The 24301-nt window shown below is 73.5% G+C and carries 2 protein-coding genes (1 of these 2 only partly in view); both read left to right on the top strand.

Annotated features, from left to right (window positions below; translation table 11 throughout):
* On the top strand, positions 1–4154 hold the 3' portion of the coding sequence (locus OOZ19_RS02890) for a non-ribosomal peptide synthetase (protein ID WP_266087917.1). 607 nt of this gene lie to the left of the window's left edge; only the last 4154 of its 4761 coding nucleotides appear in the window; its start codon lies beyond the left edge, outside the window; its stop codon occupies positions 4152–4154.
* Complete coding sequence (locus OOZ19_RS02885) at positions 4151–24277, top strand: SDR family NAD(P)-dependent oxidoreductase (protein ID WP_266087915.1); 20127 nt, start codon at positions 4151–4153, stop codon at positions 24275–24277. The genes OOZ19_RS02890 and OOZ19_RS02885 overlap by 4 nt, the downstream gene beginning before the upstream one ends.
* The last annotated feature ends 24 nt before the right edge of the window (positions 24278–24301 follow it).

Raw genomic sequence — 24301 nt, 5'->3', positions numbered from 1 at the left:
GCTACGAGTCGTTGGCTTCCGGCGGACCGCCGCCGCTGGAACCCGCGACCGAGTACGACGACTTCGTGCGCTGGCAACGGGAAATGCTCTCCGGTGCCGAAGCCGAGCGGCACCGCGAGTACTGGAGCTCGCGGCTGGCCGGCTGCTCCAGCGCCCCGGTGCTCGACGAGCTCGTGGACCGGCCTCGCGCCGCCGGAGACCCCGGCGGTCACCGGGGTGAGCTGGTGCGGCTGCGGCTCGACGAGGGTGAGTGGGCGGCGGTGCTCGGCGCGGCGCGCGCGGCGGGGCTCACCCCGTTCAGCGTCGTGCACGCCGCCTTCGCCACGTTGCTGCACCGCACCAGCGGGCAACGCGACATCGGTGTGCTCGTCCCGACCGACGGCAGGCCAGGGCACCGCTTCGAGAACACCATCGGTTATCTGATCAACCCGGTGGTGATCCGGGTGGACTGCGATCCGGGCCGCACCGGCGAGGAGCTCTTCCACGCGGTGCACGCGGCGATGCTCGATGCGGAGGAGCACAGCACCTACCCGTTCTCGTCGGTCGTGGACGACCTGCGGCGCGATGTCGACCCGACGACCGGTTTCGGCATCGGCTTCTACATGCAGCAGGGCGTCGGCGCCGATCAGGACATGGCGGCGGGGCAGACGCTGTTCGACGACGCCATGGAGCTCACCCAGCAGGGCGAGAACGACCTCGTCGTGGAGATCGTGGTGCGCGAGGCGGGCGCGCTGATCTACTTGAAGTACGACCCGGACCTCTTCGACCGGGCCACCGCTGAACGGCTCGCCGAGCACTACCGCCTGGTGCTCACGGCGCTGACGGCCGACCCCGGCCGGTCGCTCGGTTCGCTCGAACTCGCGACCCCGGCCGAGCGCGCGGTGGTGGACCGCGCCAACGACACGGCCACCCCTCGGCCGCGCGGGGTGACGGTCGCGGACCTGGTGCTGTCGCGCGCGCAGCGCACTCCGCGGCGGACGGCGCTGGTGGACGCGGACAAGCGGCTCACCTACGGCGAGCTGGCCGATCAGGTTCGGCGCTGCGCCGCGACCCTGCGCACCCGCGGCGTGCGGCCGGGAGATCTGGTCGGGTTGATGCTGGACCGGCGTGCCGAGCTGGTCGTGGCGATGCTGGCGACGCACCTCGCGGGAGCGGCCTACGTGCCGCTGGACCCGAACTTCCCCGCCGCTCGGATCGAACTCATCACCGGCGACGCCGGACTGTCCGCCGTCGTCGTGGACACCGCGTCCGCCGACCGCGTGCCCGCGGGTGCGCCGGGCGTGCGGGTGCTGGTCGACGAGGCGATCAGCCGCGACGACGGCGCTACCGGCGGTGGCGGCAACGGGAACGGCTCGCTGAGCGCGGGCCCGGACCCGGACTCCGCTCGACCGGGCGAGGTCCGGAGCGCGGCAGGGGCGTCGGCGACCACCGGCGCCGCGGGCGGAGCGGGACGCGACGTTGACGGGGAACCGGCCTACGTCCTCTACACCTCCGGTTCCACCGGTACGCCCAAGGGCGTCGAGATCACGCACGGCAACCTGCTCAACCTGCTCGTGGCGATGGAACGGCGCCCCGGTTTCGGCGAGGGCGATCACCTGCTGGCCGTCACCACCGCCGGTTTCGACATCTCCGGCCTGGAGCTGCTGCTGCCGCTGGTCGCAGGCGGGTCCGTGCACATCGCCCCGGCCGATGCGGTCAAGGACGGCGTGGCACTCGCGGAGTTGCTGGAGAGCTCCGGGGCCACCGTCGTCCAGGCGACGCCCGCGACGTGGCAGCTGGTGCTCGCGGCGGGCTGGCGCGGGCGGATAGCGGGCAAGCTGCTGTGCGGTGGCGAGGCGTTGACGCGCGAGCTCGCCGACGTGCTGCTGGGCCGGGCCGACGAGGTGTGGAACATGTACGGCCCGACCGAGACCACCATCTGGTCGTCGGCCTCCCGAGTGCGCGCGCACGGTCCGGTGACCGTCGGTGCTCCGATCGCGAACACGACCTTCCGGTTGCTGGACGGGGCGGGCGCCGAGGTTCCGTTCGGGGCGCGGGGCGAGCTCCACATCGGTGGGCAGGGCGTCGCCGCCGGCTACCGCAACCGCCCCGAGCTGACCGCGGAGCGCTTCGCGACCGACGGCGTCACCGGGGAGCGGCTGTTCCGCACCGGGGACCTGGGACGCTGGGAGTCCGACGGCTCGCTCCGGTTGTTCGGCCGGGCCGACCGGCAGGTGAAGCTGCGCGGCTACCGCATCGAGCTGGGCGAGGTCGAAGCGGCCGTCCTGTGGACCGGGCTCGTCGACGACGTCCGGGTGCTCCTGGACGAGGACACCAGCGGGCACCGGCGGCTCGTGGCCTTCGTGCTGGCCACCGCGGATCCGGGTGCGCGACTGCGGGAACGGCTCGCCGAACGGCTCCCGGATCACATGATCCCGGCTCGCACCGTGCTGTTGCCGGAGTTCCCCAAGACGCCCAACGCCAAGGTGGACCTGCTCGCGCTCGCGGAGCTGGACGTCGACGCCACCGGGTCCGCCGGTTCGCTCCCGGCTCCGGCGGCCGTTCGTGCCCAGCCCGACCTGTGCGAGCGCTTGCGGCGGCTGGCGGCCGAGGTCGCCGGGACGGCGCTCGACCTCGTCCCGCTGGACCGGCCGCTGGGCGAGGCCGGTTTCGATTCGATCCGGTTCACCCGGCTCGGCAGTGCGCTGCGCGACCAGTTCGGGGTCTCGGTGCCGCCGACCGCGTTCTACGCGCATCCGACGCTGCACGACATTGCCGCGCACCTGACCGCGACGTTCCCCGAGGTCTTCGGTGCCGCCTCCGCCGCGGTGATCTCCGAACCGGAACCCGCCCCGCGCGGCTACGAGCCGGTCGCCATCGTCGGGATCGGCGGCAGGCTGCCGGAATCGGATTCGCTGGAGGAGTTCTGGTCGCACCTGGAAGCCGGTCGTGACCTGGTCCGCCCCTACCCCGTGGGCCGCGGGTTCTCCGAGCGGTTGTTCGGCGCGAACGGCGATGGCGCGGACCGGTTCCGCGGCGCGTTCGTGCGGGACGTGGACGCCTTCGACGCCGGGCTGTTCCGCATCTCCCGCCGCGAAGCGGCGCAGATGGATCCGCAGCACCGGTTGCTGCTGCACGCGGCGCATGAAGCGATGCTGGACGCCGGCTGCGCCCCGGCGAGCATGGCGGGCAGCCGCACCGGAGTGTTCGTCGGGTTGAGCGGCGAGGACTACCTGAGTCTCGTCGGGCACGACCCGGCGAACATGGGCGACCACTTCCTGCTCGGCAACGTGGCGTCCATCGCGGCCAACCGGATCTCCTACGTGTTCGACCTCAACGGTCCCAGCGCCACCTACGACACCGCGTGCTCCAGTTCGCTGGTCGCGCTGCACCGGGCCGTGCGGGCGCTGCAATCGGGGGAGTGCGACACCGCGCTGGCGGGCGGAGCGAACCTGCTGCTGGCGCCGTACGGATTCGCGGGCCTGCGCCGCGCCGGGATGCTCAGCCCGGACGGGCGGTGCAAGACCTTCGACGAGCGCGCCGACGGGTACGGGCGTGGCGAAGGAGTCGTGCTGCTGATGCTCAAGCGCCTCGACCGGGCCGTCGCCGACGGCGATCCCGTGCACGCGGTGCTGATCGGATCGGCGGAGAACCACGGCGGCCACACCCATTCGCTGACGGTGCCCAATCCGCGCGCGCAGGCGGAGGTGGTGGCGGCGGCGCACCGGGCGGCGGCGGTCCCGCCCGACTCGATCGGCTACCTGGAGGCGCACGGCACCGGCACACCGCTCGGCGACCCGATCGAGATCGACGGGCTCAAGGACGCGTTCTCCCGGCTCTACGCCGAGTGGCACCTGCCTGTGCAGGGCGGGCGGACCGGACTCGGGTCGGTCAAGACGAACATCGGGCACCTGGAGTCGGCGGCGGGCGTGGCCGGGGTCGTCAAGGTCGTGCTGGCGATGCGGCACCGAACCTTGCCCGGACTGGTCGGGACGCTCCGCCCGAATCCGATGCTCGACCTCATCGGCAGCCCGTTCCGGCTGCACGAGCGGACCGAACCGTGGCATGCCGGGGGAACACCGCTGCGGGCCGGGGTCAGCTCCTTCGGCATGGGCGGCAGCAACGTGCACGTGGTGCTGGAAGCGGCGCCGCGAGAAAAGGGGACCACGAGATGACCACGCCGAACGGATCGCGGCCCCGGCAGGTGGTGGTGCTCTCCGCCGGTGGAGCCGACCAGCTCGACCGGTACGCGCAGAGCGTGCGGGAATGGGCCGGCGAGCACGCGGACGCGCCTACGGGCGAGCTCGCCAGGGTCGCCCGCACGTTGCAGGTGGGCAGGGACCCGCTGCCGCACCGGATGGCGCTCGTCGTGAGCTCGATCGGCGAACTCGGCGAGCGGCTGCGCACCGGCGACGGCGTGGTGCGGGGACGGGCCGACGGAGGGGCGGGAATCCAGCTGGACCCTGGCGCGGTCGAACCGGATGACCTCGCGCGGCTCTGGGTCGAGGGCGCAGCGGTGGACTGGGACGCGCCCCACCGCGGTGGCACACCACCGGCTCGGCTCTCCCTGCCCGCACCACCGCCGGTGTACCGGTCGTACTGGATCGACCCGCCCGCCGAGACCGGGGGCGAGGGCGTTCGAGTGCTGACCGGCCGCGAGTTCTACCTGCGCGATCACGCGCTGGGCGAGCACAAGATCCTGCCCGCCGTGGCGGCCCTGGAGTTCGCCGTCGCCGGAGCGGCCGAAGCGGGCCACGGCCGTGCCTCGGCGATCACGCACGTCATGTGGGCGCGTCCGGTGGTGGTCTCCGACGAGCCGGTCGCGATCGGACTGCGGTACTCCCCGGTGCCGGGCGGCCTGTCCTACGAGCTGCGCCAGGACGACGGCACGGCTGACGGTGCGCTGTGCTCCGCGGGGACGTTGTGCTTCGACCAGGCCGAAGCGCCGGAACCGGTGGACCTGGCCGAGATCCGGGACCGCTGCGAGCGCAGCACCGGCGGCGTGGAGTGCTACGCGGAGTTCACCCGCCTCGGCGGCGGTTACGGGCCCAGCCTGCGCGCCTTGCGTTCGGTGCGGCACCGGCAGGGCGAGGCGCTGGCGCGAGTGGAGGTTCCCGACGCCGCCGACGTGCCGTTCGGCGACTTCACCCTGCACCCGTCGCTGCTCGACGCGATGTTGCAGGCGGCGTTGTGGACGGCGGAAGACCCGAGCAGCATCACCGACCGGAGCCTGCCGTTCTCGTTGAGCGCGCTGGAGTGGTTCGGCGCGCTTCCCGAACGCGGCCACGTGCACGCGCTCGCGCTCGGCGACAGCCAGGGCGGCCACGACATCGCACTGCTCGACGAGGACGGCCGGGTCGTGGTGCGGATGCGCGGCGCGGTCACCCGCAGCGTGGCGGGCTCGGCCGCGCTCGGCGAGCAGGAGGCGCGCACCGCGCTGCTGACCGAGCGGTGGCGCGCGGAACAGGCGGTCCCCGCCGGTCGTCGCCCTGCCGAGGTCGTCGTGGTGGGTTCCCGGCTCGCCGAAGCCGTGCGCCCCACCGCGCTCGGGCAAGGCGCGTTCCGCAGCCTGCTGCCGGGTGACCCGATCGACGCGGGCTCCGGGGCGGAGCCGTTGCTGGTGGTGTGGGACGGCGACGCCGAGCCTGGCTCGGACCCGTTCCGCGACGTGCTCGGCTTCTTCCGGGCGTGGGCGCGCGAATCCGACCGGCGGCCGGTCCGGGTGCTGTACGTGCACCGGCCCTCCGGCGACGTCGACGACGCCCGCCACACCGCGCTCGACGGGCTCGCGCGCACGATCGTCCAGGAACAGCCCGGTTTCCTGCTCAGCGTGATCACCGCCGAGGGCGCGGACGCGCTCGGTCCGCTGCTGGCGGCCGAAGCCGACGGCGACCACGAGTTCCAGGTCCGCTACACCGGGCACCGCCGCGAGGTGCCGAGCTGGGAACCGGTCGCGGAGAGCGCCGCCGAACCGCCGGTGCGGGCGGACGGCACCTACCTGATCACCGGCGGTGGCGGCGCCATCGGCCGGCTGCTGCTGGCGCACCTGGGCGACCGGGGCCGGTTCGTCATCAGCGGACGATCCGAACCGGCGGACCTGGCGGTGTTGCGCGAGCGGGGAGCGCGGGTGCACCACTTCCCCGCCGACCTGGGAAAGCCGGGTGCCGCCGCGGGGCTGGTCGAGCGCGTGCATCGCGAATTCGGCCCGCTGCACGGCGTTCTGCACTTGGCGGGCACGACCCGCGACTCGTTCCTGGTGCGCAAGACCGATGCGGAGATCGCCGACGTGCTGGGCGCGAAGGTGCGCGGCGCCATCGAGCTGGACCGCGCCACCGCGGACGACCCGCTCGACTTCTTCGTGACGTTCTCCTCGATGTCCGGTGCGGCGGGCACGCCCGGCCAAAGCGACTACGCCTACGCGAACCGGTTCCTCGATGCCTTCGCGCGATGGCGAGGCGACCGCGGGCAACCGGGCCGGAGCCTGTCGCTGCTGTGGTCGCTGTGGGCCGAAGGCGGCATCCGGGTGGATGCCGACGGCGCCGCGCAGCAACGGATGGCGCGGCAGGCCGGGCTCCGCCCGATGCCCACCGGTGCGGCGCTGGCCGCGTTCGACGGCGCCTTCGCGCACGAGGGCGACCACCTGCTGGTCGCCTACGGCGATCCGGGCCGAATCCGGGAAGTGCTGGAAACCGGTGCTCGCGTGCCTGCGCCGGATCCCACGCCGCAGACCGCCGTGGCGGTCGAGGCCGGTGAGCTGCGGGCCGCGGCCGAGGACTTGCTGCGCGGTGTGCTGGCAGGCGTGTTCGAACTGGCCTCGGAGGAGATCGAGGCGGACGCGGCGTTCGAGCTCTACGGCATCGATTCGTTGCTGATCATGGACTTGACCCGGCGGCTGGAAGAGCACTTCGGCTCGCTGCCGAAGACGCTGTTCTTCGAGTACCAGGACTTGGAATCGCTGACCGGCTACTTCCTGGACCGGCACGCCTCCCGGCTGGCGGAGTTGCTCGCCGACCACGCTTGCGCATCTCCGGACGGCGCGGGCGATTCCCGCACTCCTGCCGCGCTCCACGACAGGCGCGAACAGCGGGTTTCCGGCGAGCACGGCGAAACCCGGGCCGAGCAGGCCCCCCGTTCGGATCAGGACGGCCAGCTCGGCCGCGACGAGCGCGAGCACCGGAGTGAGCCGGAAGACCGCGACGGCGGAACCCGCGGTCCGAGCTCGCAACGCGAATCTCCCGACGGTGCGGACGAACCCATCGCCATCATCGGGGTCGCGGCCCGCTTCCCCGGCTCGCCGGGGCTGGACGGCTTCTGGGCGGATCTGCGCGCGGGCCGGGACCTGATCACCGAGATCCCGGCGGATCGCTGGGACTGGCGCGACTACGACGACGCCACCGAAGCGGACCGGGCCGCCGCCTACAGCAGGTGGGGCGGTTTCCTAGACGGCATCGACGAGTTCGATCCGCTGTTCTTCGGCATCTCGCCCCGCGAAGCCGAGATCATCGATCCGCAGGAGCGGCTGTTCCTGCAAACCGCGTGGCACGCGGTGGAGAACGCGGGCTACACCCGCACCGACCTGCGGTCCGGCCGGACCGGGGTCTACGTCGGCGCGATGTACACGCTGTACCAGCTCTACGAGGGCGACGACGGACGGATCGCCGCCTCCTCCTACGCCGCCATCTCGAACCGGGTGTCCTACACGCTCGGGCTGACCGGGCCGAGCCTGGCCGTGGACACCATGTGCTCGTCGGCCTTGAGCGCGATCCACCTCGCGGTCCGCGATCTGCGCTGCGGTGATGCCGAGGTCGCGCTCGCGGGCGGGGTCAACCTGCACGTGCACCCGTACAAGTACCGGTTCCTCGGGCAGGGCGGTTTCACCTCCAGCGACGGCCGTTGCCGAAGCTTCGGGGAAGGCGGCGACGGGTACGTGCCCGGTGAGGGCGTCGGGGCGGTGCTGCTCAAACCGCTGAGCGCGGCGATGCGCGACGGCGACCACGTGCACGGTCTCATCCTCAGCAGCGGCGTCAACCACGGCGGTCGCACCAACGGGTTCACGGTGCCCAGCCCCGTGGCGCAAGGAGACCTGATCGGCCGAGCGCTGCGGGAGTCGGGCATCGACCCGGGCACCCTCGGCTACCTGGAGGCGCACGGCACCGGGACCGCGCTCGGCGACCCGGTCGAGATCCGCGGTCTGAGCAGGGCCTTCGGCTCCGCCGAGCTGCCGGCGGGCGGGCTGCCGATCGGCTCGGTCAAGTCGAACATCGGACACCTGGAGTCCGCGTCCGGCATGGCGGGGCTGTGCAAGGTGCTGTTGCAGATGCGCCACGGCGAGCTCGTGCCGTCGATCCACGCGGAGCCGCTCAACCCGAACATCGACTGGAGCGACGCCCCGTTCGTGGTGCAGCGGGAGCCGGCGCCTTGGCTGCGCAGGGACGACCTTCCGCTGCGGGCGGGCATCAGCTCGTTCGGCGCGGGCGGAGCCAACGCCCACCTCATCATCGAGGAGCACCGGGCGGTGCCCGCCGCCCGCTCGGCGACCGGGCCGTGGTTGTTCCCGCTGTCGGCGAAGACTCCGGAACGGCTGGGCGTGCTCGCCGCCGAGTTGGCCGATCACCTCGCGGACCACCCGCCGGAGGACGCGGCGGGGCTGGCCGACATCGCGCACACCCTCGCCGTGGGCCGGGAGGAGTGCGCGGACCGGATGGTGGTGCTCGCGTCCTCGGTCGCGGAGCTGGTGGAACGGTTGCGGGCGGGATCGGGCGAGGGGGTGTGGCAGGGCACGGCCCGGGGCCGGGCGCGTCGGCCGCACGCCGACGGTGGTGACCTCGCGGCCCGCGCGCTGGCCTGGGCCGGGGGCGCGGCCGTGGACTGGACCGGACCGGGGTCCGCCGATCGCCGTCGGGTGCCGCTGCCCGGCTACCCGTTCGAGCGGATGCGGTGCTGGATCACCCCGGAGATGTGGCGCCCTCGTCCCTCGGCCGAGTCGGCACCGCACCCGCTGCTCGATCGCATCGATCCGGCCGCGAGCCTCGGCGGGCTGACCTACCGCAGCACGTTCGGGCCCGAGCACCCGCTGATCGGTGATCACCGCGTCGGTGAGGTCCGGCTGCTGCCCGGGGCAGCGGTGCTGGAGATGGCGCTGGCCGCTGCGGGCGAGGCCGGGCTCGAATCTCCTCGGCTGCGAGAAGTGCGGTGGCTGCGGCCGGTGGTCGTCACCGACGCCGACCGCGAGGTGCGGTTGCGCCTGCTGCGCGAGGACGAGCGGATCGTGTTCGAGCTGTGCGACGAGTCCGGCGACGTGCTCGCACGGGGATCGATCGACTCCGCCGGTCCGGTGGCGGGGGAAGTCGTGGACCTGGATGAGGTGCGGCGCCGCTGCCCGGACCGGCACGAGGGCGCCGCCCTCTACGCCGATCTGGCGGCGAACGGACTCGTGTACGGGCCGTCGCTGCGCGGCGCGGAGTGGATCGCCTCCGGTGACGGCGAAGCCCTCGTGCGGATCGTGGTGCCCGCGGCGGCGAAGCGGTTCGAGGGCTGCGCCCTGCACCCGAGCGCGCTCGACAGCGCCCTGCACGCGTTGGGCGTGCTGCGGGACCGCACCTCGGGCCCGGCGATGGCGCCGTTCGCGGTCGCCTCCGTCGAGCTGCTGCTGCCGGTGACCGAGCACTGCTACGCCCACGTGCGGACGGCGGGTCCGGACCGCTACGACGTCGTGCTGTCCGACGACGGCGGACGGGTGCTGGCGCGCGTGCGCGACCTCGCGCTGCGCCCCGCCCCGGGAACGGACCGCGCCCCGCGCGGGGCCGTCGCAGAAGCCGTCGCGGACGAAGTGCCGTTGGACGACCTGATGTACGTCCCGACGTGGACGGCGCTTCCCGCGATGACCCGACCGGCGCCCACCACGGGCGAGGTGTGGGTGCTGCGCGGGCCGGAAGCGGCTCCGCTGGCCGCCGCTGTGGCGGCGGAACTGGGCCGGCCCGTCGTGGAGATCGATCCGGACGACGTGGACACCGCGGGTGAGCGCCCGATTCCGGCGGAGATCTTCGTGCTGTCCGGTTCGGTCGACGCGCGCGCGGATGACCTGGACTCGCTCGAAACCGCCCAGCGCAGGGGAGTGCTCGCGCTGTTCCGCTTGGTGAAGATCCTGCTCGCGCGCGGCGCGTCGGGGCGGAACCTGCGGCTGACCGTGGTGACCGAGGACGTGTGCGCGGTGCCGGGCCGCGTCGTGCGCAGCCCGTTCACCGCCGGGCTGCACGGGCTCACCTTGTCGCTGGCCCAGGAGCTCCCGAACTGGCGGGTAGTGCTGGCCGACCGCGATGGCGGCGACGAGCCCCGAGCGGCGGCGACCGCGCTGGTGGCGCTCGCGCCCGGTGGCCCGTACGCGCTGCGAGGCGGCGTGAGCCACCACCGGAAGCTCACGCCCGTCCGGCCTTCGCCGGGACGTGAGGCGATCCGCGCCGGTGGTGCGTACGTGATCCTCGGTGGTGCGGGCGGAATCGGCATGGAACTCGCCGATCGGCTCGTGCGACGCCACCGGGCGCACGTCGTGCTCGTCGGCCGCAGCGAACTGGACGAGCAGCGGCAGGCCCGGATCGGCGAGGGCGGCGGGCTGATCACCTACCGCCGGGCGGACGCGGCCGACCCGCACGCGCTGCGAGAGGTGTTCGACGAGGTCGAGCGCACGTGCGGCGCGCTGCACGGGGTCTTCCACAGCACGATCGTGCTGCGCGATCAGAGCCTGGCGTTGATGCCGGAGGAGGTCTTCCTCGCCTCGCTGGAGGCCAAGACCAGGACCAGCGTCGCTATGCGGGCTGCGCTCGGGGCGCGTTCGCTGGACTTCGTCGCGTTCTTCTCCTCAGCGGTCGCGCTGTCGGGCAGCGCGGGGCAGAGCAACTACGCCGCCGGATCGACCTTCGAGGACGCCTACGCCCACCACCTCGGGGCCACGATGAGCGCCGAGGTCCGGGTGCTCAACTGGGGTTACTGGGGCACGGTCGGGATCGTCGCCGACGACGACCACCGCAGTCGGCTGGCCCGCACCGGCATCTTCTCGATCACCCCGGAGGAGGGCCTGGCCGCGCTCGCGCACGTCCTCGGTCACGAGGACCGCCAGGTGCTGGTGATGAAGGCCGACCGCGCGGTGCTGACGGCAGCGGGCGCCGAATTCGCGGGGGAAGGCGCGGAGCAGCTCGTTCCCGAACTCGCGCAACGGCGACCGGTGGCGCGGCTGCTCACCGAGGACGACACCACGCGGATCGACCGGATCCTGCTGGAATGCCTGTGGTCGGCGCTGCGCGAACGGGGCTTGCCTGCCCCCGGGGAGCAGCGCTGGACGGTGGAATCGCTGGCGTCCCGGCTCGGTGTGCTCGACGACCGGCGCCGGCTGTTCGCCGAGCTGATCAGGGTTCTCGCGGTGGGTGGGCACTTGGTGGACGGGGGCGACGGCACGTTCGCGGCCGTGCACCGCGACCCGGCCACCGCCTCCCGCGACCCGCGGGCCGCGCTGGTGGAGTTGTGCGAGCGGACTCCGGCGTTGAACCACTTCGACCGGCTGCTGCTGCCCTGCCTGGAGAACCTGGTCCCGGTGCTGCGCGGCGAGGTGCGCGCCACGGACGTGATGTTCCCCGGCGGTTCCACCGAGCTCGTGGAGGGCGCGTACCGGGGCAGCCCGGTCGTCGACCGTGCCAACGAGCTGGTCACAGCGGCGGTGCTGGACCACGTCGGCCGGGCCGGACGCCGGGTGACGATCTTGGAGATCGGCGCCGGGACCGGCGGCACCACGGCCGGTCTGCTGCCTGCCTTGGCCGGTGCGGAGGTCCGCTACGTCTACACCGACGTCTCCCGCGCGTTCCTCCAGCACGGCCGCACCCGCTTCGCCGCGCAGCACCCGTTCGTCGAGTTCGAAGTGCTCGACGTCTCGCGGGACGTCTCGGAGCAGGGGTTCATCCCGGGCACCGTGGACGTGGTGGTGGCGGCCAACGTGCTGCACGCGACCGAGGACCTGCTGTTCACGCTGCGCCAGGCGAAGGCGCTGTTGCGGCCGGGGGGCAGGTTGGTGCTCAACGAAGCCACCCTGAACGTGCTCACCGCGACGCTGACCTTCGGGTTGCTGGACGGGTGGTGGCTCAACCGGGACGAGCACCTGCGGCTGCCGGGCAGCCCGCTGCTGTCCGGGGACGGTTGGTGCCGGGCGCTGGAGCTGGCCGGTTTCGGCCGCAGCCGCGCGCTTCCGGCGGACGAGGGGCTGACCCAGCACGTGGTCGTGGCCGAGACCACCGGCGGCTCCGGCGCGGACTCCCCCGAACTCGCCGTCGGCGGACCAGCCACCGCCGGGCGTTCGCTGGAGCCGCGGACCGAGCCGCGGCCGGAACCGGAAGCGTTGCGCGCGGTCGCGCAGGAACACGTCCGCGGCGTCTTCGAAGAGGTCCTGCAGGTTCCGAAGGACCGGTTGTGGCTGGACGAGACGTACGAGAACTTCGGGGTCGACTCGCTGACCGTCCCGCGCATCACCGACCGGCTCGCCGCGGACGTGGGGGAGCTGCCCGCGACGTTGCTGTTCGAGCACCCCACTATCCGTGAGCTCGCCGACCGGCTGCTGGAGTCGCACCCCGACGCGATCCGAGCCCTGGCACCGGAGAGGGCCCGGCAGGAGGTTCCGCCGCCCGCCGCTTCCCGGCGCGGTGGGGAGGACTCCGCAGCGCCGGCCGGACCACCGTCGTCCGGAGCGGAAGTCCCGCTCCCGCAAGCCGGATCCACCGCTGCCACGGGTGCCCGGCGGATCGCCGTCGTCGGTGTGGCGGGCCGCTACCCGATGGCCGCCGACGTCTCCGAGTTCTGGCAGAACCTGCGGGAGGGGCGCGACTGCGTGCGCGAGGTCCCCGCCGACCGGTGGAACTGGCGTCACGAGTCCGAAGTGGACGGAACTCCGGTCGGGCGCTGGGGCGGATTCCTCGACGGGATCGACGAATTCGACCCGCGCTTCTTCCAGATGTCGTTGCGGGAGGCTGAACTCACCGACCCGCAGGAAAGACTGATGCTGCAAACCGCGTGGCACGCGCTGGAGGACGCGGGGTACCCGCGTGCTCGGCTGCGCGGCAAGCAGGTCGGGGTCTACATCGGCGTGATGTACGGCCACTACCAGCTCTTCGAAGACGAGCGGGGGCTCGCGGGCGGCATGGGCTCGGCGTCCATAGCCAACCGCGTGTCGTACTTCTTCGACTTCCACGGACCGAGCCTGGCCGTGGACACCATGTGCTCGTCCTCGCTCACCGCCGTGCAACTGGCGTGCCAATCCCTGGCGCTGGGCGAGATCGACCACGCCCTCGTCGGCGGGGTCAACCTCGCCCCGCACCCGCGCAAGTACCGGCAGCTCGCCGCGGGCGGGTTCACCTCCAGCGACGGCCGCTGTCGCAGCTTCGGCGAAGGCGGTGACGGCATGGTGCCCGGCGAAGGCGTGGGGGCCGTGCTGCTCAAGCCGCTCGCGGACGCGGAGCGGGACGGCGACCGGGTACTCGGCGTGCTGCTGGCCGCGGCGGTGAACCACGGCGGCAAGACCGGCGGGTTCGCGGTGCCGAACCCCGCGGCCCAGGGCGACCTGGTGGCCGGAGCGCTGCGGGAAGCCGGTGTCGACCCCGCGACGGTGTCCTACGTGGAGGCGCACGGCACTGGGACGGCCCTCGGCGACCCCACGGAGATCGCCGGGCTGGCCCGCGCGTTCGGTACCCGCCCGGACGCGGCACCGCGGATCGCCCTCGGCTCGGCGAAGTCCTCCATCGGGCACCTGGAGTCGGCGGCGGGCATGGCCGCGTTGACGAAGGTCCTGCTGCAACTCCGGGCGCGGGAGCTGCCGCCGTCGCTGCACGCGGATCGGCTCAACCCCGACATCGACTGGGAGTCGGCGCCGTTCCAGGTGCAGCGGTCGCTGTCGCCGTGGACCGGTCCCGCGCCGCTGCGCGCCGGGATCAGCGCCTTCGGCGCCGGCGGGTCCAACGCGCACCTGATCGTCGAGGAGTACCCGGAACCAGCCGAGCCCGTGGTGAACGAGCGGCGTCCCCGCCTGTTCCCGTTCTCGGCGCGCGACGACGACCGGCTGCGCGAGCTGGTGCGCGGGATCTCCGGCGTGCTCACCGCGCATCCGGGGCCGGACGCGGACCTCGTGGCCGATCTCGCCGAGCTGGCCGGGGTGGCGCAGTCCCAGCTCGACGACTCGCTGGACGAACTCGGGATGGATCCGACGACGATGATGCGGCTGCCCGCGCGGCTGGCCGAGCGGCGCGGCGCGGTCGCCGAGACCGTGCGGCCAGGAGCCGTCCACCTGGGCATGAGCCTCCGGGAGGTCGCCGCGGAGCTCGCCGGGACCGGCCGGCCCGAGGGCGTCGACTTGGACCGCCTCGCCCACACCTTGCAGACCGGCCGGGAGCCGATGGCGCACCGCCTCGCCGTGGTCGCCGAGAGTTCCGCCGAGCTGGCCGCTTCGCTGGCGGACTTCCTCGCTGGGCGCACCGCGGCGAACCACCACGTCGGCACCGCCGCGGTGGAACCGGTCCGACGGGCGCTGCCTGCCGCTCCCGACCTCGCCGAGGTGGCCCGCGCTTGGGCGAGCGGTGAGGAATTCGACTGGGCGGGGCTGCATCCCGTGCCTCCGCGGCCGATGTCGCTGCCGGGATATCCGTTCGCGCGGACCCGCTGCTGGATCCGCGCGGCAGCCGGTGCGGGTGCTCCCCGGCCGGACGGTGCCGCCGAACCGGTCGCCACCGCGCCGACCCGGGACCGGGTGCTGGGACTGCTGGCCGAGATCAGCGGCTACCCGGTCGAGGAACTCGACCCGGACGGCACCTTCCACGAGCACGGACTCGACTCCCTCAGCCTGCTGAAGCTGGCCGACCGGGCCGGAGCCGAGTTCGGCCTGCCCATCGGACCGGACCAGCTGCTCGCGACCTCGACGGTGAACGCGTTGGCGTCGTGGCTGGTCGAAGAGCGCGGAGCAGGCTCGCCGGAGTCCCGTCCCGATGCGGCGGATCGCCCCGCTCCGCCTTCGGCGACCGAGGACGCGGATCGATTCGGCGGGCGTACGACAGATCCGGCTGAGGACCCCGGCTCGGTGGCGACCGTCGGACAGCGCTCAGCCCAGGACTTCGAGCGGTCCGACGAACACCGCGGTGCGGTGGACGTCGCCGCGGAGCCCGCCACGGCTTCGGAGTGCACGACGCCCGGCGGGAAATCGGCGAGGACCTCGACGGGCGGCGGCGCGGCCCGGGCACCGCACCAGGGCTCCACCGAGCAGGATCCGGTGGTCATCGTCGGCATGGCCGGTGTGCTCCCCGAATCCCGCGATCTCCGCTCGTTCTGGGCGAACCTCACCGCCGGGGGAGACCTCATCTCCGAGGTCCCGGGCGACCGCTGGGACTGGCGGGGCACCTACGGCGACCCCGCCGAGCAGACGGGCCGCACCCGGATCACCCGGGCGGGATTCATGCCCGGCATCGACCGGTTCGACCCGCTGTTCTTCGGCATCTCGCCGCGCGAGGCGAAGTGGATGGACCCCCGGCAGCGACTGCTGCTGCGCACCGCGTGGAGCGCGATCGAAGACGCGGGGATCGACCCGCTGTCGCTGGCGGGCAGCGACACCGGGCTGTTCGTCGGAGTCGGCCCGTCCGAGTACGCCGAGCAGATCCAGCGCTCCGGTGTCAGGACCGACGCCTACGCCTCCACGGGGCTGACGCCGTCGATGCTGGCCAACCGGATCTCCTACCAGCTCGACCTGCGCGGCCCGAGCGAACCGGTGGACACCGCGTGCTCCAGCTCGCTGGTGGCGCTGCACCGCGCGGCCGAGGCGCTGGAGCTCGGCCACTGCGAGACCGTGCTCGCGGGCGGGGTGGGCGTGCTGTTGTCCCCGGGCGCGTTCTCCTCCCTGGAGCAGGCGGGGATGCTCAGCCCGGACGGTGTCGGGCGCGCGTTCGCCGCCGACGCCGCCGGATACGTGCGTGGTGAGGGCGTCGGCGTGATCGTGCTCAAGCGCCTGAGCCGGGCGCTGGCCGACGGGAACCCGATCCACGCCGTGCTCCGCGGGAGCGCCGTCAACCACGGCGGCCGGGCGAACTCGCTGACCGCGCCCAACCCGCTCGCCCAAGCGGAGGTGGTGGTGCGAGCCCACGAGAAGGCGGGCATCGACCCGGCCACGGTGGGTTTCATCGAGACGCACGGCACGGGCACGGTGATCGGTGACCCGGCCGAGGCCAACGGCCTGCGCCGAGCCTTCGCCGAGCTGTACCACCGCTGGGGGCACCCGGCTCCCGCCGAGCCGCACTGCGCGCTCGGCGCGTTGAAGAACGTCATCGGCCACCTGGAGCCCGCCGCGGGAATCGCGGGGGTGCTGCGCGTGCTGCTGTCGATGCGCCACGGCCGGTTGACCGGAAACCCCGGCATCGGCGAGCTGAACCCGCACCTCGACCTGGCTGGTTCGCCGTTCCACATCCCCGTGTCCGAACAGGACTGGCCGCGCCCGGCCGACGGCGTTCCGCGCCGCGCCGGGGTGAGCTCGTTCGGCTACGGCGGGGTCAACGCGCACGTGGTGCTGGAGGAATACGTGTCCGAGGACGATTCGCACGCCGCCGACGGTCGGCCGGTCGTGTTCGCGCTGTCGGCGCGCGATCCGGAGCGCCTGCGGGCCTACGCCCGGTCCTTCGTGGACGCCGCGCAGGACTGGGCGCACGACTTGGCCGGTACCGCCCACACGCTCCTAGCGGGCCGTGCCGAGTTGCCGGAGCGGCTGGCGTTCGTGGCGAGCGACGGCGCGGAGGCGCTGCGCCACCTGCGCGGATACCTCGCCGGCGACGTCACCGCGCTGCACACCGGGCGGGTCGAGCGCGGGGCTCGGCCACCGGCTCCGGACGGGCAGGACCTGCACGAGGTCGCGAGCGCGTGGGTTCGGGGCGCCCGGATCACCTGGGGCGGTCCCACCACACGGCGCCGCCGCCTTCCGACCTACCCGTTCGCCGAGGACCGGTACTGGTTCACCGACCGCGGCGCGGGCCTGAGCTGGTACCGCGCGGACTGGCGTCCGCAGCCCGCGGCGTCCGCCGCGGAGCACGCCGACGTGGCGCTGGTGCTGGGCGAGCTGCCACTGCCGGGGGCCGTGCACGTGCGGCAGGGGCCGTATTTCCAGGAGCGGGATCCGCGGTCGTTCGAGGTGCGACCGGACCACGCCGAGGACTACGTGCGCTTGCTGCACATCCTCCGCGAGCGTGGTGTCCGCGTCGGCCGGGTCGTGCACCTGTGGACGCTGGCCGAACCGGACTTCGCACGGAGGCTCACGACCGGCCCCGAGGCGATGTTCCTGCTCGTGCGGGCGTTCGTGGCCGTGGAGCCGGGAGCGTTGCGCCGGGTCCACGCGATCGTGCCGGAGGACGGTGCGCTGGCCGAGGCGTGGGGCGGCTTCGACATGTCGCTGCGCGCGGTGCTGCCCGGACTTGCCTTCTCGGTGGTGCGGATCTCCGGCGACGTCGGCGCGCGGCGGCTGTGCGCCGAAGTCACCACCGAGCACGTCGACGCCGCCATGGTGCGACTCGGCTCCGCCGACCGGGCCGTGCGGTACCTGCGGGAAGCCGACCCGGAGCCGGTACAGCCGTCACCGCTGCGCCAGGGCGGGACATATCTGATCACGGGCGGGCTCGGCGGATTGGGCGCTGTGCTGGCCCGGACGCTGCTGACCCGCTTCGGGGCGCGGCTCGCGCTCACCGGCCGGTCCGCTCCGGAGGGGGAGCGGGCCGCGGTGCTGGCGGAACTGCGCGAGCTCGGCGAGGTCGAGCACTTCGTCGCGGACGTGGCCGACGAGCGCAGGATGGCCGAGGTGGTCGCCGAGGTCGGAGCGCGCTGGGGTGCGCTGCACGGCGTGTTCCACTTGGCGGGGACGGTCTCCGGCACCCCGTTGCCGGACAAGGACTTGGCGGAGCTCCGGTCGCGGCTGCGGGAACGCGTCGAAGGCCCTCGGGTGCTCGACGTGGTCACCGCGGGCGAGCCGTTGGAGCTGTTCGTGCTCTACTCGTCGATCGCCGGACAGCTCGGCGACTACGGGCTGGTCGACTACGCCGTGGGCGCGCGCTTCCTGGACGGCTTCGCCGTCGAGCGGGAGCACCGCCGTGCCGACGGCGATCGCCGGGGCCGGACCGTGTCCATCGACTGGCCGATGTGGCGCTCCGGCGGGATGCACGTCGACGCCGAGGACGAGCAGCGCTATTTGACCGGCACCGGGTTCGATTACTTGGACAGCGATGCGGGTGTGGCCGCGCTGGAGCTGGCGTTGCGCACCGGGTGGAGCCAGCTGGCGGTGCTGCCAGGCGAGCCCGAGCGGATGCGTGAGCTGGTCGCGGGCACAGCGGTGCGGGAACGTCCCGCTGTACCCGCGGAATCGGATGGCCACGACGCCGGATCGCCCATCGCCGGTGGGAATTCCGTGCGCGCGGGACGGGCGGAGGCAGGGGAACCGGCCGCTCCCGCTCGTACCGGGACGCAGCAGGGTCCGGTCGTGGCAGCTGCTTCTGATGGTCTCGGGACGTCCGCGGACGAAGGCGCGGTGCGGATCTCGCCCGCGGCGAACGCGCCGGAAGCCGGGGCGATCGAGTCGGCGGTGGCGGCGGTGCGCGAGCTCGTGGCCGGAGTCGTGGACCTGCCCGCCGCCGCGTTGGACGCCGACGCGGGTTTCGGGGAGTACGGCCTCGACTCCTTCGGCCTCCAAGCCCTCGCCGCGGAACTCACCGCGCGGCACGGCATCGAGGTGCCCACGACGACGCTGTTCGGGGCGAACACGATCGCCAAGCTCGGCCGCCACTTGGCCGGCGAATTCCCGGACGTGCCGACGTGGGGGCGCCTTCCGCTCACCGGAGCGGCGGTGACGTCTCCGGAGCACGACGGGACGCCGACGGATGTGAGGTCCGATCCGGTTGCGGCGACTGGGGAATCCGAGCGGGCGGATGCTTCCGCTGCCGTGACTCCGGTGCGGTCGGCCGGGGGCGACGCGGTTCGCCCGAACATCGCGGTCGGCCGATCCGCGATTCCCGCGCCGGAGGCGGAACCGATCGCCGTGATCGGCATGAGCGGCCGGTTCCCCGGCTCGTCCGGGTTGGAGGCGTTCTGGCGCGACTTGGAGCAGGAGCACGACCTGATCACCGAGGTACCCGGCGACCGCTGGGACTGGCGCGAGGTGTCCCGCGAGTACGGCGGTTCCGCCCGTTGGGGCGGATTCCTCGACGAGGTGGACAGGTTCGACCCGCTGTTCTTCCGGATCTCCCCGCTGGAAGCGGAGGTGATGGACCCGCAGCACCGGCTCTTCCTCGAACACACCTGGTCCGCCCTGGAGGACGCCGGTCGGCGTCCGGACCGGCTGGCGGGGCGGCCGGTGTGCGTGTTCGCGGGGGTGCAGTTCACCGACTACGAGTCGATGGTGCTGCGCGACGGCGAGGTCAACGCCTACACCGGGACGGGATTGGCGCGCACCATGCTGGCCAACCGGGTGTCGTACCTGCTGGACCTGCGCGGCCCGAGCGAGAGCATCGACACCGCGTGCTCCAGTTCGCTCGTCGCCCTGCACCGTGCGGTCCGATCGCTGCGGTCCGGGGAGAGCGAGTTGGCCATCGCGGGCGGGGTGAGCCTCGTGCTGTCGCCGCAGACCGTGGTCGCGGGCAACCAGCTCGGCGTGCTGTCGCCGGACGGCAGGTGCAAGGCGCTGGACGCGGGCGCCGACGGATACGTCAAGGGCGAGGGCGTGGCGGTGCTGGTCCTCAAGCCGCTGGCGCGGGCCGTCGAGGACGGGGACCGGGTGCACGCGGTGATTCGCGGCAGCGCCGTCAACCACGGCGGGCGGGCCAGCTCGCTGACCGCGCCGAACCCGCTCGCGCAGGCCGATCTGCTGGTCGAGGCGTACCGGGACGCCCAGGTGCCGATCGAGACCGTGTCCTGCTGGGAACTGCACGGCACCGGCACGAAGCTAGGGGATCCGGTGGAGGTCGAGGCCATCGTCGACGCCGACCGGCGGCTGGCTTCCGGTCACCCGGCGGTCGGCTGCGCGCTGGGCACGGTGAAGAGCAACATCGGCCATCTCGAACCCGCCGCGGGCATCGCCGGGGTGGTGAAGGTGATCCTCTCGATGCGGCACCGCACGCTTCCCGCGACGCTTCACGTGGCCGAGCTCAACCCGCTGATCCGCGTGGACGGCACCAGGTTCGAGCCGGTGCACCGGACGCGCGCGTGGGAGCCGGTGGACGCCTCGGGCGCGGTCGTCCCGCGCCGGGCGGGGGTCAGCTCGTTCGGCTTCGGCGGGGTCAACGCGCACGTGGTGCTGGAGGAGCCCCCGGCGCGCGACGCCGGGCGCACCGAGGGCGGGCCCGAGGTCTTCCTGCTCTCGGCCCGGGACGAGAGCGCGCTGCGCCGCTACATCGACTCCGTCCTGACCTTCCTGGACGGCACGACCGCATCCCTGGCGTCGCTGGCGCACACCTCGCAGACCGGCCGGACGCCGATGGCGGTCCGGCTCGCCGTCGTGGCCGACTCCGTGGCCGGGCTGCGATCCGAACTCGCCGCCGCCGCGACCGGTGACCTGCGGTGCGCGACGGCGTCCGGCGCGCACGAGTGGCTAGGCGAGCCGGAAGGTCGCGCCTACCTCGCCAGGCTGGCGAGTGAAGGCAGGCTGGACCGCTTGGCCCGGTTGTGGGAGGGCGGCGCGGACGTCGACTGGCCTGCGTTGCGCTCCGGGAGGCCGCCGCTGACGTCGCTGCCCACCTACCCGTTCGCCCGGGAACGGCACTGGCTGCCCGGCCGTGCGCCCGAGCAGGCGCGGGAGGACGGGGACGTCCGCCTGCTGGCCCGCTCGTGGCGGCCTGCCGAGGCCGTCGTGCGGCCGAGCGCGCCGCACGGCGAATTCCTGGTGCTGGCGGGGGAGAACACCTTCGAACTCGCCCGCGAGGCGTTCGGCGCGGAGGCACGCGTCGTGTCGTTGGACGAAGCAGCCGACGCCGACCCGGAGACCGGCACCCGCTTGGCGCGCGAGCACTCCGGGGCGATCGGCGTGCTCGACCTGGTGGACGCGGCGGGCGGGCCGGACGACCCGGCCCCGGAGAGCTGGGCGCGGATCGTGCTCGCGCAGGAGCTGATCGCGGCCCGCCGCACCACGGGACTGTGGTACCTGCACGTCACCGGGGGAACGGCCGAGGCCGGTGAAGCGGGGCCGGCTTTGCGCGGCGCCGTCATCGGCGGGCTCGTGCGGATGCTGTCGGCGGAGTACCCGTCGGTGCTCGCGCGGACCGTGGACGTCGACGGGCTGACCATCGGCGGTGTGCGGTCGCTGCTCGCCACCGAGCTCGCCGCGCCCGAACCGTTCACGGAGGTGCGCGTGCGAGGCGGGGCGCGGTTCGTGCCGGAGATGCGCGAAGTCGCCGGCAGCGGCGGAACCGAGTGGTCCGACGACCTCGCCGGGCGGACCGTGCTGATCACCGGCGGAACGGGTGCGCTCGGCCGGGCCGTCGCGGGGCGGCTGATCGAGCGCGGTGCCGACCGGCTGGTCCTCTTGGGGCGGATGGAGTTGCCGGCCAGGGACCGCTGGGAGGCGGTGCTGGCCGATCCCGAGGTCGATCCCGGCGTGGCCCGGCGGTTGCGCGACCTGCTGGAGCTGGAGCGGCCCGGCGTCGGCATCACGACCCTCGCCACGCCGCTCGACGACCCGGAACGGTTGCGGGAGGCGCTCGCGGAGGTGCGTCGCGAGTGGGGGCCGATCACGGGCCTGGTGCACTGCGCCGGACTGGGAGTGATGGACAACCCGGCGTTCATCGCGAAGGACCTGGGCGAGATCCGCGCGGTGCTGGCTCCGAAGGTCACCGGCGTCCAGGAGTTGTTCCGCGCGTGCGCGGACGATCCGCTGCGGTTCGCCGTGCTCTTCTCCTCCGTGGCCGCCGCCGTGCCCGCACTGGGCGCGGGCATGAGCGACTACGCGCTGGCGAACTCGTTCCTGGACCGCTTCGCCGAGCAGCAGACCGCGCTCGGGCGGTCGACCGCGGTGCGCGCGGTGCAGTGGCCGAGCTGGCGCTCGGACGGGATGCCGGAGGTGCACACCCCGGTCTACCGCGCACTCGGCCTGCGGACCCTCGACCCGAAGACCGGGCTGGACCTGCTGGACCGAGCGATGGCCGCCGCAGGGGAGCCGGTGGTGCTGCCCTGCCTGGTCGACCCGGATCGCTTCGACCCGCAACGCCTCACCGCCGTCGTGCGACGGAGTCCGGCAGCGCCGGAGCGATCCGCCGCGGACGACGCGGAGGGACCGTCGAGCGGACGGGAGATCGCGGCGACCCCGGCAGAACCAGCGGAACGGTCCACGAAGGACGACCGCCGCGCGCGGGCGAAGGCTGAAACCCCCACCGCACGGGGGATTTCGACCGGCCCCGCGGCCCGAGCCGAGGACCCCGCGCCCGGACCGGACGGTGCGCCTGCCGAGCTGGAGGCGCGGTTGACCGAGGTGTTCGCGGACCAGCTGCGGCTCGACGCCGCGGTCGTGGCCCGGGACGCGGACTTCGCCGAACTGGGCGTGGACTCCATCATGATCGCCCAGTTGCTGACCGCACTGGAGCGCGAGCTCGGGGTGGTCGCGGAGCCCTCGGCGCTGCTGGAGCACCCGACGATCGGCCTGCTCGCCGGACACCTGCGCGACCAGGTTCCGGTCGGCTCCGGCGCGCCGCTGCTGCGGGCCGCCCGGACGTCGACGGATGCGGGCGACGACGGCGAGCAGCTCGGCGAAGTCGACCGGCCGGTCCCGGCGGAGGTCTCCGCTGCGCGGCGGGCGGGCGGCGAGGGCATCGCCGTGGTCGGCATGGCGTGCCACCTGCCCGGGGCGCCCGATCACCAGACCTTCTGGCGCAACCTGCTCGCCGGGGTCGATTCGATCGTGGAGGTCCCCCGGTCGCGCTGGGACGTCGACGGGTACCACAGCCCGAATCCCGAACCCGGCCGCAGCGTCAGCCGCTGGGGCGGATTCCTCGACGGCATCGAGGACTTCGACCCGGAGCACTTCCGCCTCGACCCGGCGGGCGCCGCGCAGATCGATCCGCTGGTGCGCCAGTTCCTGGAGGTGTCCGCGGAATGCCTCGCCGACGCGGGGCTGCGGCCCGAGGACGTCGCGGGCTCCGCACTGGGCGTGTTCGCCGGGGCCCGCTCGGCGAACTTCGGCAGCTACCACTCGGGTCCGGGGCGGGATGCGATCAGCGGCATGGCGCAGAACTTCATCGCCGCGCACGTCTCGCACTTCCTCGACGTCCACGGTCCCGCCGTGGTGATCGACTCGGCGTGCTCGTCGTCGTTGGTGAGCGTGCACCTCGCCGCGCAGAGCCTGCGTTCGGGCGAGTCGGACCTGGCCCTCGCGGGCGGGGTCGAGATCCTGCTGGACCAGGTCCCGTTCGTCGGCCTGAGCGAGGCGGGAGCGCTCTCGCCCACCGGCAGGTGCCGCACCTTCGACGAGGGCGCGGACGGGATCGTGCTCGGCGAGGGAGCCGGGGTGCTGCTGCTCAAGCGCCTCCCGGACGCCCTGCGCGATGGCGACCCGATCCACGCGGTGCTGGAGGGCAGCGCCGTGAACAACGACGGCCGCACGATGGGGATCACCACGCCCAACCCCCGCGCGCAGCAGCGGACCATCGAGCAGGCATGGCGGGCGGCCGGAGTGGACGCCGACCGCATCGGTTACGTGGAGGCGCACGGAACCGGGACCAGGATCGGCGACCCGATGGAGCTCAAGGCGTTGACCGGGGCGTTCCGCAGCAGCACCGCCGAGGTCGGCTTCTGCGGCGTCGGCAGCGTCAAGACGAACATCGGGCACGCGCTGAGCGCGGCGGGCATCGCCGGCCTGCTCAAGGTGGTGCTCGCGGTGCGCCACGGGCAGCTCCCGCCCACCTTGCACTGCCCGGATCTCAACCGCCGCTTCCGGTTCGAGGAGTCGCCGCTGTACCCGGTGCGCGAGGCACGCGAGTGGGTCGGTCGCGACGGGGTGCGCCGAGGCGCGGTGAGTTCGTTCGGCTTCGGCGGGACGAACGCGCACGTCGTCGTGCGGCAGGCCCCGGATGGACTGGTGCCCGTCCGGACCTCGTTGCCTCCGGTCCGCTACCGGCGGCGTCGGTTCTGGTTCACCGGCGGCGGCGCGGCGGCCCCCGGCGCCGCTCCGGCGGCGGACGGCGCGGCCGTGGCCCCCGCCGAGACGGGCCCGAGGACCAACGGCGCGCTGCCGGGCGAGCCGCCGGTGGCCCCGTTCTTCGAGCTGCAGTTCTGATCATCGAGCACGAGCCGGAAGGGA

Source organism: Saccharopolyspora sp. NFXS83 (assembly GCF_026241095.1).
In the GTDB taxonomy this organism is placed as follows: domain Bacteria; phylum Actinomycetota; class Actinomycetes; order Mycobacteriales; family Pseudonocardiaceae; genus Saccharopolyspora_C.
Note: the sequence above shows the minus strand (reverse complement) of the source record. Positions and strands in the feature narration are given on the sequence as shown.

What these genes read in the sequence shown, in the direction of transcription:
- OOZ19_RS02885 (WP_266087915.1), top strand. Translation starts at nt 4,151, where the DNA reads ATGACCACGCCGAACGGATCGCGGCCCCGGCAGGTGGTGGTGCTCTCC.